General features: G+C 63.3%; 12 protein-coding genes. 8 read left to right on the plus strand and 4 right to left on the minus strand.

Going from position 1 to position 10,640, the window contains the following annotated elements; all coding sequences use genetic code 11:
* Positions 1 to 3: 3 nt before the first annotated feature.
* Positions 4 to 1,884, plus strand: a complete 1,881-nt coding sequence (locus tag ACQ4W7_RS25740; protein ID WP_436534284.1) for an alpha-amylase family glycosyl hydrolase — start codon at positions 4 to 6, stop codon at positions 1,882 to 1,884.
* On the plus strand, positions 1,881 to 3,209 hold the full coding sequence (locus ACQ4W7_RS25745; RefSeq protein WP_436534286.1) for an MFS transporter: 1,329 nt from the start codon (positions 1,881 to 1,883) through the stop codon (positions 3,207 to 3,209). The genes ACQ4W7_RS25740 and ACQ4W7_RS25745 overlap by 4 nt, the downstream gene beginning before the upstream one ends.
* 181 nt (positions 3,210 to 3,390) lie before the next feature.
* On the opposite strand, the gene bfr is transcribed toward ACQ4W7_RS25745, so the two are convergent.
* Complete coding sequence (bfr, locus tag ACQ4W7_RS25750; RefSeq protein WP_034745609.1) at positions 3,391 to 3,867, minus strand: bacterioferritin; 477 nt, start codon at positions 3,865 to 3,867, stop codon at positions 3,391 to 3,393.
* A gap of 419 nt (positions 3,868 to 4,286) precedes the next feature.
* On the opposite strand from bfr, the gene ACQ4W7_RS25755 reads away from it, so the two are divergent.
* Positions 4,287 to 4,967 carry a Fe2+-dependent dioxygenase gene (locus ACQ4W7_RS25755; protein WP_436534288.1) on the plus strand — a complete coding sequence of 227 codons (681 nt, stop codon included), beginning with the start codon at positions 4,287 to 4,289 and terminating at the stop codon, positions 4,965 to 4,967.
* Positions 4,968 to 5,144: 177 nt separating this feature from the next.
* On the opposite strand, the gene ACQ4W7_RS25760 is transcribed toward ACQ4W7_RS25755, so the two are convergent.
* Together ACQ4W7_RS25760 and ACQ4W7_RS25765 are read right to left on the minus strand one after the other, a co-directional pair.
* Positions 5,145 to 5,846 carry an energy transducer TonB gene (locus ACQ4W7_RS25760; protein WP_426074076.1) on the minus strand — a complete coding sequence of 234 codons (702 nt, stop codon included), beginning with the start codon at positions 5,844 to 5,846 and terminating at the stop codon, positions 5,145 to 5,147.
* A 17-nt stretch (positions 5,847 to 5,863) separates the two neighbouring features.
* Positions 5,864 to 6,079: a (2Fe-2S)-binding protein gene (locus ACQ4W7_RS25765; protein WP_426074077.1), complete on the minus strand. Its 216-nt coding sequence runs from the start codon at positions 6,077 to 6,079 to the stop codon at positions 5,864 to 5,866.
* Positions 6,080 to 6,500: 421 nt separating this feature from the next.
* Here ACQ4W7_RS25765 and ACQ4W7_RS25770 point away from each other — a divergent pair, with 421 nt between their 5' ends.
* The 4 genes from ACQ4W7_RS25770 (at position 6,501) to ACQ4W7_RS25785 (ending at position 9,206) form a co-directional block, all read left to right on the plus strand.
* Positions 6,501 to 6,785: a FeoA family protein gene (locus ACQ4W7_RS25770; protein WP_426074078.1), complete on the plus strand. Its 285-nt coding sequence runs from the start codon at positions 6,501 to 6,503 to the stop codon at positions 6,783 to 6,785.
* A 2-nt stretch (positions 6,786 to 6,787) separates the two neighbouring features.
* Complete coding sequence (gene feoB / locus ACQ4W7_RS25775; protein ID WP_436534291.1) at positions 6,788 to 8,689, plus strand: ferrous iron transporter B; 1,902 nt, start codon at positions 6,788 to 6,790, stop codon at positions 8,687 to 8,689.
* Between the two features lie 9 nt (positions 8,690 to 8,698).
* Positions 8,699 to 8,974 carry a DUF6587 family protein gene (locus ACQ4W7_RS25780; protein WP_426074080.1) on the plus strand — a complete coding sequence of 92 codons (276 nt, stop codon included), beginning with the start codon at positions 8,699 to 8,701 and terminating at the stop codon, positions 8,972 to 8,974.
* Between the two features lie 70 nt (positions 8,975 to 9,044).
* Positions 9,045 to 9,206 (plus strand): hypothetical protein, encoded by a 162-nt coding sequence (locus tag ACQ4W7_RS25785; protein WP_436534293.1) that lies wholly within the window; start codon positions 9,045 to 9,047, stop codon positions 9,204 to 9,206.
* 35 nt (positions 9,207 to 9,241) lie between these two features.
* Here the strand turns inward: ACQ4W7_RS25785 and ACQ4W7_RS25790 are convergent, their stop codons facing one another.
* Complete coding sequence (locus ACQ4W7_RS25790) at positions 9,242 to 10,156, minus strand: AraC family transcriptional regulator (RefSeq protein WP_436534295.1); 915 nt, start codon at positions 10,154 to 10,156, stop codon at positions 9,242 to 9,244.
* A gap of 129 nt (positions 10,157 to 10,285) precedes the next feature.
* Between ACQ4W7_RS25790 and ACQ4W7_RS25795 the strand changes: the two genes are divergently transcribed.
* Positions 10,286 to 10,528, plus strand: coding sequence for an SDR family NAD(P)-dependent oxidoreductase (locus tag ACQ4W7_RS25795; protein WP_436534297.1), 243 nt, complete (start codon positions 10,286 to 10,288; stop codon positions 10,526 to 10,528).
* The last annotated feature ends 112 nt before the right edge of the window (positions 10,529 to 10,640 follow it).

Genomic DNA, 10,640 nt, shown 5'->3' on the forward strand with positions numbered 1-10,640 from the left:
TTCATGATGTCGATACGCAGCCCCCTGGCGCGCCTGCTGGCGCCGCTCCCCACGCACTTGCGCGACGATGCGGCGCGCCGTTATGCGCGCCAGGAGGCGGTCTTGCTTGACCGCCTGGGCAGCCTGTATGGCCAGCGGCCGGACTTCCTGCCCTGGCTGGGTGACCTGATGGAAAGCGTGGGGCGGATGTACGCGGCGCGCGCGCCGGCGCTGCTGCGGCAAGATGCGCAGCGCGAAGCGCAGCCGGACTGGTTTGCCAGCCAGTCCATGCTGGGCTACAGCGCCTACGTGCAGCGCTTCGGCGGCAGCCTGCAAGGCGTGGCCGCGCGCATTGCCCACTTGCGCGAACTGGGCGTGACGTATCTGCATTTGCTGCCGTTTTTGCGTCCGCGCGCCGGTGAAAGCGATGGCGGCTTTGCCGTCGCCAGCTTCGAGGAAGTCGACCCCGCGCTGGGCAGCAATGCCGACTTGCTGGCGTTGACGGCGCAGTTGCGCGCGGCCGGCATCAGCCTGTGCTCGGACCTGATCCTCAATCACGTGGCCGACGACCATGCGTGGGCGCTGGGCGCCAAGGCGGGCGATCCGCTGCTGCGCGATTTTTTCCATACCTATCCCGACCGCGTGCAGCCTGACCGCTACGAGCAGACCGTGGGCCAGGTCTTCCCGCAGGCGGCGCCCGGTAATTTTACCTTCGTGCCAGAAATCCAGCGCTGGGTCTGGACCACGTTTTATCCGTATCAGTGGGATTTGAACTACGCCAATCCGGCCGTCTTCGCGGCCATGGCCGGCGCCATGCTGGGCCTGGCCAACAAGGGCATCGAGGTGTTCCGCCTCGATTCGACGGCCTTCCTGTGGAAGCGTGTAGGCACGGACTGCATGAACCAGCCCGAAGCCCACAGCCTGCTGCAAGCCTTGCGCGCTATCGCCGCCCTCGTCGCGCCTGGCGTATTGCTCAAGGCCGAAGCCATCGTGCCCACGCCCAAGCTGCCCGCCTATTTTGGCAGCGATGCCGCGCCCGAATGCCATATCGCCTATCACAGCAGCCTGATGGCCGCCGGCTGGGGCGCGCTGGCGGAGGAAAGCACGGATTTGCTGCAGCAGGTGATCGCCGCCACGCCACCGCTGCCGCCGGCCGCAAGCTGGCTCAGTTATGTGCGCTGCCACGACGACATCGGCTGGAACGTGCTGCTCAATGAAGCGGGCGCGGACGGGCCGGCGCGCCTGGCGCGCATCGCGCAGTTCTTTGCCGGCACGCCCGGCAGCGGCAGCTATGCGCGCGGGGCGGCCTTCCAGAGCAGCAGCGCCGACAAGGCGCATGGCAGCAACGGCATGGCCGCCTCGCTGGCCGGCCTGCAAAGCGCCGTCACGGTGCAGGAGCAGGAATATGCCTTGCGCCGCCTGCTGCTGCTGCATGGTCTGGCATTGAGCTTTGGCGCCTTGCCGGTGTTGTACATGGGCGATGAACTGGGCATGACCAACGATGACAGCTACATGCAGCGCGCCGACCGGGCGATGGACAGCCGCTGGCTGCAGCGCCCCGCGTTTGACGACAGCCTGCTGGCATGGCGCCACGATGGCGTGAGCGCCAGTGGCCGGCTGTACCTGGCGCTGCGCCAGTTGATCGACGCGCGCGGGCGCTTGCCGGCATTGGCCGCCGCTGCGCCGCGCAGCGTGCTGCCCGCCGACACGCCGGCCGTGCTGGCGCTGCTGCGCGGCGACGCGTTTCTCAACCTGAGTAATTTCAGCGGCGCCAGCCAGCGCTACACTTTGCCCGCAGGCGAATGGCGCAATAGCCTCGATGGCAGTGTGCTGGCCGGCACGGTAGGCCTGCAGCCATGGCATATGCTGTGGCTGGAGCAAGAGCAGAAACGGGAGCCAGCATGAGCGACGCCAGCGCACACCGGCCGCATCTGTCGTTTTGGCAGATCGTCAACATGAATGTCGGATTTTTCGGCATCCAGTTCAGCTTTGGGCTGCAGCAAAGCAGCATGAGTCCGATCTACAAATACCTGGGCGCCGACGAAGCGAGCCTGCCGTACCTGTGGCTGGCCGGCCCCATGACGGGGCTGCTCGTGCAACCCTTGATCGGTGCCATGAGCGACCGCACGGTGACGCGCTGGGGCCGCCGCACGCCGTACTTCCTGATCGGTGCCATCCTGTGCAGCCTGGGCTTGCTGGCCATGCCCTTCAGTCCCACCCTGTGGATGGCCGCCAGCCTGTTGTGGATACTCGACGCGGCCAACAATGTGACGATGGAGCCGTACCGCGCCTTCGTCAGCGACAAGCTCGACAAGAAGCAGCATTCGCTGGGTTTTCTCACGCAAAGCGCCTTTACGGGGTTGGGGCAAACGCTCGCCTATCTGACGCCATCGCTGCTGGTCATGCTGGGCATGAACAAGGATGCCGTCAATGGCAGCCATATTCCGCATATTGTCATCGCCGCCTTCCTGATCGGCGCCGTGTTTTCCCTCGCCTCGGTGCTGTGGACCCTGAAGACGACGCCGGAAAACCCGCTCACGGCGAGCGAGCTGGCAGCCATCCGCAGTCGCCCGCCGGGCTGGCGCCACACGCTGGCCGATATCGGCGCGGCCCTGCGCTACATGCCGCCGACGATGAAGCAGCTGGCCCTCGTCAACCTGTTCCAGTGGTACGCCATGTTCTGCTACTGGCAGTACATTGCGCTGTCGCTGGCGGCGACCCTGTTTCACACGACGGACCCGGCTTCGCAAGGCTTCCGCGACGCGGGCCTGCTGAACGGCCAGGTGGGCGCCTTCTATAATTTCGTCGCCTTTGTCGCCGCCTTTGCGCTGGTGCCGTTCACGCGCCGTTTCGGTCCCAAGCGCATGCACAGCCTGTGCCTGTGCGCGGCCGGCGTGGGCATGTTGAGCATCCCGCTGATCCACAGCCCGGCGCTGCTGTTGCTGCCCATGCTGGGCGTGGGCCTGGCCTGGGCCAGCATCATGGGCAACCCCTACATCATGCTGGCCGGCTGCATTCCACCCGAGCGCACGGGCGTCTACATGGGCATCTTCAATATGTTCATCGTCATCCCGATGATCATCCAGATCTTCACCTTGCCCTTGTATTACCGCAGCTGGCTGGGTGGCAATCCGGAAAACGTCATCCGGCTGGCCGGTGCCCTGTTGCTGTGCGCGGCGGTGGCGGTGCTGTTCGTCAAGCTGCGCCCGCCGCAGACCACGAAGACTTGAGGACGCACGTAAAAAAACCGGCTCTGCCGGTTTTTCTTGTTCCACCAATGATGTTACGACACCTGACAAAACCGTAGCGAGCGGAAGGAAGAGGTGGCCGAGAAGCGCAACCGTACGCTAGTACGGTGAGCATCGCAGGCCGCCTATGCCGACGCGCAGCAGGTTTTGGCAGGTGTCCTCATTACTCTTCAATCGCCATCTGGCTTTGCAGGTAGTTCTGGATGCCGACTTTGGCGATCAGGTCGATCTGCGTTTCGAGCCAGTCGATATGCTCTTCCGTGTCTTCCAGGATCATCAGGAACAGGTCGCGCGAGACGTAGTCGCCCGCTTTCTCGCTGATGGCGATGCCTTCCTTGACGGTGGCGTGCGCGGCGCGTTCCAGCTTCAAGTCGCATTCCAGCATTTCCGGCGTGTTCTCGCCGATCAGCAGCTTGTGCAGCGCTTGCAGGTTAGGCAGGCCGTCGAGCATCAGGATGCGGTCGATCAGCTTGTCGGCGTGTTTCATTTCGCCGATCGATTCTTCGTATTCCTTCTTGCCCAGCTTTTCCAGGCCCCAGTGCTTGTACATGCGCGCATGCAGGAAGTACTGGTTGATGGCCGACAGTTCGTTGGTGAGCTGTGCGTTGAGCATGCGGATGACTTCTTTATCGCCCTTCATGGGATGTCCTTTGTTCTGTGTCGCGTTCGATGATGAAACCGGAGGCTGCTGGCGTTCACTGCCGGGTGGCGCAGGCTGCCTGGTGGCGCGCAGGTTGCCGGTTTCGCTATGCCCGCATGATAGCGCAAAATATGGGCGTTTTTTGATGATAAACGGTGTTTTTCCGTCTTTTTAACGTAAATATCGTGCGAATAAAACCCATTCTCAAATGGATTGCCGCATTTTTCCGTTTTTTATTTGTTAAGGAAAATGAAGGCCATTCTCATTCGCGTTCATGCTGTCTGTCGTGCATGTTCAGCGGGCCTGGGCTATCGTGTGGAAACGGCGCAAAATGTTTGCGTCATTCTTGCCTTTACGTATTCTTGGCCGCTGGCGGCGATGCGATAATCAGCGGGGAACTCATTACAAAGGATAGCAAGATGATGCTGCATATACCCGGCGTGCTGACGCCGGAACAGGTGACGCAGTTTCGCCAGCGCCTGGCGCAGACGGACTGGGTCGATGGGCGCGCCAGCGTCGGCGCGCAAGGGGCGCAGGTCAAGCGCAACCGCCAGCTGGCCGAGGGTTCGCCGCTGGCGCTGGAACTGGGCGAGATCGTCAGCCGCGCGCTGATGGCCAATCCGCTGTTCTTTGCCGCCGTGCTGCCGCTGCGTATTCTGCCGCCATTCTTTAACAGTTATGCGGGCGGCGAGCATTATGGCTTGCATATCGACGGCGCCATTCGCACGCCGAAAAACGGCATGCAGTCGATGCGCGCCGACGTCTCCTCGACCGTGTTCCTGAGCGAGCCGGATGAGTACGAAGGCGGCGAGCTGGTGGTGGTCGATTCCTACGGCACGCATGAAGTGAAACTGCCGGCCGGCGACGTGATCGTGTATCCGTCGAGCAGCGTGCACCAGGTGCTGCCCGTCACCAGCGGCGAGCGTATCTGCTCCTTCCTGTGGACGCAAAGCATGGTGCGCGAGGACTGGAAGCGCAGCATGCTGTTCGAGCTCGATCAAAACATCCAGAGCGTGCGCGGCGAGCACGGCGATTCGCCCGCGACGGTGGGTTTGACGGGGCATTATCACAACCTGCTCAGGATGTGGGCGGAGATGTAAAAAGGGGGCGGACCCGCAGGGTCTGACCCAAAAAAAAGTCTGCCTGGCCCGGGGATGTAGGCTGGCAGACTGAAACAAGCAGTTGCTTGACTGGTACAGAAAACAGGGCGCAAAAAAGCAAGCAGGGCATCGGTGCAGTGCTTGCGGGCTGGCAGCGGCGCCGTGGCCGCCGGAAGGCTAGCTCAGTTGGAAGGTCAGTGGTACTAAAACGTAGACGGGAACAGGCTTGCCGTTTTCGATCATCGGCTTGAACAGCGCGCGTTGCGCGGCCTGGCGGCCCGCCTCATCGAGGTTGTTGTAGCCGGTCGATTTCTGGATCAGGATTTGCTCCGGCAAGCCCTTTTCATTGATCAGGATGCGCAATACCACGGTGCCGCTTTCGCCCAGGCGGCGCGACAGATTCGGGTAGATCAGTTGCGGTGCCTTGATGTATTCGACGCTGCTGACGGTGCGCGGCGTCGACGGCGCCGGTGGCGTCGGCGACGGTGTCGATGGCGCTGTCGGCGCGGCAGCGGCAACCGGTGCCGCTTCGGCGCGCGTCGGCTGGGGCGGCGTGATCGTCGGTTCGCTCGGCGCCACGGCGATCAGCGGCAGCGGCGGGATCACGGCGCGCGGCACGGGTGCGCTCAGTTCCACTGTTTTTGGCACCGATGGTGCCGGTGGCTTGGGCGGCGCCGGCGGGGCGATAATGCTGATGGTAGTGATGGTCGGCATGGCCGCCGTGACGACGCGGCTCAAGAGGCCGCTCTGGATGGCGTAAAAGCCGGCGATATGCAGGACGACGATGGCCATCAGCGGCGCGAATTTGTTGCGCTTCTTGTCGAAGCTGGCAAATTGTTGCACGGCCTGCACCGTTACGGGCGGGGGCATCATCGTCATGGCGTTCATCGCTTTCTTTAGTTTGTCAGTACAGCTCGCATCAATACGGTTTCTTGCAGCACCACCGTGGCGCTCAGGTGCTCGTTCAGTACTTCCCGCGCGCAGGTATGGCATTTGCCGCAGCAGGTGGCCACGCCCAGGTCGCGGCGCAGCTCGGCCATGCTGGACAGGCCAAGATCGACGGCTTGACGGATTTCACGATCAGATATGTTGTTGCAGACACATACAATCATTGATGCACCTTCTGGCTGGAGGATGAACAGACACTAGTGCTAAGAAGCATTGTTGCTAGTGTTTTAATGAGAATCATTATCATTACGTTTCATTGTCTCGCAAAGTACAGGACAATGCAAGCGATTTTGCTCAAGTGTGCGGCGCTTGGCGGTCTGGCGCTGCGGGTTGATATGCGATTCGCGCGCATGACGCAGCGCTTGATGGGAGCGGCTCTCCGGGCTAAATAAAAACTATTCGCATTCATGTTTATAATGCTGGTATTGTCTCGGACGTCTCGGACGGTTGCCGTCTGGACAGATTGAATGGCCGCTTGTCGGTAATGCGCAACAGTGGCGTTTTACCTCACAAACCTGGAACCACTGCGAGGCGCCCCGCGCCATAGCCGGTATCAGGTGTTCTTAATTTGAACGGAATTTGCTCATGACTCTAGTTCCACCCTTGATGACGCTCGATGCGCTGGCAGTCGGCCAGAGCGGCACGGTGTTGCATATTACGCCCCACACGGCAGGACAGACGGAGGAAGGCATCGACCTGGCCCGCCGCTTGATGGAGCTGGGATTCGTTCCCGGCGAACGACTCCGCATGCTCAAGCGCGGCATGCCCGGCGGCGATCCGCTGGCCATCAAGGTCGGCAATGCCACGTTCGCACTGCGCCGCTTCGAAGCGGCGCTGATCACGATTCAACCGCTGCTTCAACCGGAATAACCATGGGTGCTGTCGAAACTATCGTCGATGCGGGCGTGCACAAGCCGCCGCATCAGCCACAAATAGCCCTGCTGGGCAATCCGAACTGCGGCAAGACCGCCCTGTTCAACCGTTTGACGGGCGCGCGCCAGAAAGTGGCGAACTACGCCGGCGTGACCATCGAGCGCAAGGAAGGCCATTTCACCTCGCCCGCCGGCAAACCCGTGCGCCTGCTCGATTTGCCGGGTGCCTACAGCCTGTCTGCCACCACGCCCGATGAAGCCATCACGCGCGACGTAGTGGGCGGATTGCGCCAGGGCGACCCGCGCCCGGACGCCATCATCTGCGTGGTCGATGCCACCAATCTGCGCCTGAACTTGCGCCTGGTACTGGAAGTCAAGCGCCTGGGCCTGCCCATGTTGCTGGCGCTGAACATGACGGATGTGGCGCGCAAGCGCGGCATGCTGATCGACACGGCCAAGCTGGCGCAAGAACTGGGCATGCCCGTGGTGGAAACCGTCGCGGTGCAGCACGATGGCGAAAAAGCTTTATTGGGCGCCATCGACGCCATGCTGCCGCTGCCGCCCGTGGAAGCGAAACCGCTGGCGGCCATCGATGCCGTTACCGTCGAAGAAACCCAGCGCGAAGTGCGCCGCATCCTGGCCGCCGTCAGCAATGACACGGGCGACACGGGTAACCTGACGGAAAGGATCGACGACGTGGTGCTGCACCCCGTGTTCGGCCCCCTCATCCTGGCCGTGCTGATGTTCCTGATCTTCCAGGCCGTGTTTGCCTGGGCCGCCACGCCGATGGAAATGATCACCGATGGCGTGGGCCACCTGGGCGCCCTGCTGACGGCGAACATGCCCGATGGCCACCTGAAGAGCTTGCTGGTGGAGGGCATCATCGGGGGCGTCGGCAGCGTACTGGTATTCCTGCCGCAGATCCTGATTTTGTTCTTCTTTATCCTGAGCCTGGAAGACTGCGGCTACCTGCCGCGCGCGGCCTTTTTGCTGGACCGCATGATGGGGGGCGTGGGCCTGTCCGGCCGCGCCTTCATTCCACTGCTGTCGAGCTTTGCCTGCGCCATTCCCGGCGTGATGGCGGCGCGCACCATCCAGAACCCGCGCGACCGCCTGGTCACCATCATGATCGCGCCGTTGATGACGTGCTCGGCGCGCCTGCCCGTGTATGCGCTGATCATCGCCGCCTTCATCCCGGAACGCCAGGTATGGGGCTATCTGAGCCTGCAAGGCCTGGTGCTGTTTGTCCTGTACTTCGCCGGCATCATCTCGGCCATGGCCGTGGCCTGGGTCATGAAGCGCGGCATGGGCGTGCGCGGCAACCAGCCGCTGATGCTGGAACTGCCGGCCTATCACTGGCCGCACCTGCGCAACCTGGCCGTCAGCCTGTGGGAGCGCGCGAAGATATTCCTGACGCGCGTCGGCACCATTATCCTGAGCCTGATGATCATCCTGTGGTTCCTCAGCACCTTCCCCGGCGCGCCGGACAACGCGATCCATCCGCCGATCTATTACAGCCTGGCCGGCATCCTGGGGCGCGGCCTGGAAGTGATTTTCGCGCCGATCGGTTTTAACTGGCAGATCTGCATCGCGCTGGTGCCGGGCATGGCGGCGCGCGAAGTGGCCGTCGGCGCGCTGGGTACCGTGTATGCGCTGTCGCAAACGGGCGACGCGCTGGCCTCGACCCTGGAACCGCTGATCGCCCATTCGTGGTCGATGGCCACCGCGCTTTCCTTGCTGGCCTGGTATGTGTTCGCGCCGCAGTGCCTGTCGACCCTCTCCGTGGTGAAACGCGAAACGGGCGGCTGGCGCTATCCGCTGCTGATGGCCGGCTATATGTTCGCGCTGGCGTACGCCGCTTCGTTCATCACGTATCGCGTCGCCCTGATGCTGGGCGCCTAGGAGCACACCATGTGGCAAACCATTATCGTCGCCCTGATCGTCGCAGCCGCGCTGCTGCATTTTTCGACCAAATACCTGCCGGCGGGCGTGCGCCGCGCCATCGTGCGTGGCCTGGTGCGCTGCGGCCTTGATGAGGCGAAGATGTCGGCCTTGTTCAAGGTGGCGCCGGGCTGCGGCAGTGGCTGCGGTTCCTGTGGCTCCTGCGACAGTCCGCCGCCGCCATCCGCCACGCCGCCGACCGACGGCAACAGCAAGCGGGTGATCCTGATGCAGGTGCAGCGCTAAGGTTGATGTACGTCTGGCCACGGGCGCGCCCGTGGGCTACACTGGGCTTTCCGCATGGCAAGGAGTGGCAATGGCGATACTGTTGATCTTCATGTTTTTGTTTGCTGTCGCCACCTGGCTGCTGGCCAGCCGGCGCGGCCGCCACGGCGGACTCTGGTTCGGCATCGGCCTGTTCCTCGGGCCGTTTGCCTTGCTGGCGGTGGCAGCTCTGCCGCCTGTGCCGGCATCCTGACCCTGTATTTTCAACACCCGCAGTTGCGGGTTTTTTTACGCCTGCGCGTGGCGCAGCCGGTACTGGCGCGGCGAGCAGGCCATGACGCGCTTGAAGGCGTGGCTGAAGGCGCTGTCGGAATCGTAGCCCAGCGCCTGCGCAATCGATGTCACGGTCGCGGCGCTGTCCTTCAGGCGACGCGTGGCCAGGCGCATGCGCCAGTGCAGCAGGTAGGCCAGCGGCGCCACCCCCACCCTGGTCTTGAAATGCAGGGCAAAGGAGGAGCGCGACTGCCCGGCGACGGCGGCCAGCTGCGGCAAGGTCCAGCGGCGTGCCGGCTGTGCATGCATGGCTTCGATGGCGGCGCGCAGCCGAGGATCGGCCAGCGCGAACAAGCAGCCAGCCGGGTGCGATGCCTGCGCTTCAAGATACTGACGCAGCATTTGCAGCAGCATCATCTGGCCCAGGTGGCGCGTCATCAGCGCCGCGCCGGGTGCCGTCGCCTGCAATTCCTGCGCCAGCCGCTGCAAGGTCCAGTGCAGCACGCTGGCCTGGTCCGTATCGCCGCGCACGTGCAGCGGCGGCGGCAGGCAGTCGAGCAGGATGGCCGCCTCGTCGCCAAAGGTAAAGCGCCCGCCGATCAGGAAGAAGTCGTGTTCCGTGGCGCCATGGCGGGCCACGCCCTGCTGCGCGTGCCGGTACACCTCCTGCGCCTGCGCCGCCGGCAGGCCAGGCGCGCTGGCCAGGGTGAACGCGCGCCCCGGCGCCAGCAGGAAGCAGTCGCCCGTCTGCAGCTGCACGGGAGCGTCGATGCCTGCGACCGTCAGCCAGCAAGCACCTTCGATCACGGCGTTGAACTTGATGCCGTCCGGTGGCGGAAAGTCGATGGCCCAGTCGCCACCCGCCTTCAGGCCGGCAAAATGGGAGTTGTGCGTGTTGAGCAGCGAGAGTACATCGGAGAGCAAATCCATGGCGGTGTTCAATTCTGGACGATGGCGATAGTATTACAGATTTTATGCCATTCACAGTCCGGTTCTTTGCGCGCAAAATCGTCAGCTCGCCAGCCATTCGGACTGGCGCCACTTGCAAAGGCAGACCCCATGGGCAGCATCGACAACAAACAAATTCCCCTGCACGCCGGCTTCGACGCCACTACCACCGCCACCGAAGCGCTGGCCGGGCACGACCTGTCCGGCGTGCAGGCCATCGTCACGGGTGGCGCGTCGGGCCTGGGGCTGGAAACGGTGCGCGTGCTGGCCGGCGCCGGCGCCTGTGTGCTGGTGCCGGCGCGCGATCCGCATCAGGCGCAAGCGGCCTTGCATGGCATGGCCGGCGTGGAGTGAGGTGTACTGTCAATAGCGGACACTCTTGTTTCAAGCCGCCTGTGGTTGTTTGCTGAATTTTTCAGCAAACAACGCGGGCGGAACATTGCCGAGGCGCGAGTGGCGCCGCTGG

The sequence above is a fragment of the Janthinobacterium algoris genome, from assembly GCF_051380935.1.
Taxonomy (GTDB): domain Bacteria; phylum Pseudomonadota; class Gammaproteobacteria; order Burkholderiales; family Burkholderiaceae_D; genus Janthinobacterium.

Bases quoted from the DNA above. Each gene is read 5' to 3' on its own strand.
- ACQ4W7_RS25740 (WP_436534284.1), top strand. From the start codon at position 4: ATGATGTCGATACGCAGCCCCCTGGCGCGCCTGCTGGCGCCGCTCCCC.
- ACQ4W7_RS25745 (WP_436534286.1), top strand. From the start codon at position 1,881: ATGAGCGACGCCAGCGCACACCGGCCGCATCTGTCGTTTTGGCAGATC.
- bfr (WP_034745609.1), bottom strand. From the start codon at position 3,867: ATGAAGGGCGATAAAGAAGTCATCCGCATGCTCAACGCACAGCTCACC.
- ACQ4W7_RS25755 (WP_436534288.1), top strand. From the start codon at position 4,287: ATGATGCTGCATATACCCGGCGTGCTGACGCCGGAACAGGTGACGCAG.
- ACQ4W7_RS25760 (WP_426074076.1), bottom strand. From the start codon at position 5,846: ATGACGATGATGCCCCCGCCCGTAACGGTGCAGGCCGTGCAACAATTT.
- ACQ4W7_RS25765 (WP_426074077.1), bottom strand. From the start codon at position 6,079: ATGATTGTATGTGTCTGCAACAACATATCTGATCGTGAAATCCGTCAA.
- ACQ4W7_RS25770 (WP_426074078.1), top strand. From the start codon at position 6,501: ATGACTCTAGTTCCACCCTTGATGACGCTCGATGCGCTGGCAGTCGGC.
- feoB (WP_436534291.1), top strand. From the start codon at position 6,788: ATGGGTGCTGTCGAAACTATCGTCGATGCGGGCGTGCACAAGCCGCCG.
- ACQ4W7_RS25780 (WP_426074080.1), top strand. From the start codon at position 8,699: ATGTGGCAAACCATTATCGTCGCCCTGATCGTCGCAGCCGCGCTGCTG.
- ACQ4W7_RS25785 (WP_436534293.1), top strand. From the start codon at position 9,045: ATGGCGATACTGTTGATCTTCATGTTTTTGTTTGCTGTCGCCACCTGG.
- ACQ4W7_RS25790 (WP_436534295.1), bottom strand. From the start codon at position 10,156: ATGGATTTGCTCTCCGATGTACTCTCGCTGCTCAACACGCACAACTCC.
- ACQ4W7_RS25795 (WP_436534297.1), top strand. From the start codon at position 10,286: ATGGGCAGCATCGACAACAAACAAATTCCCCTGCACGCCGGCTTCGAC.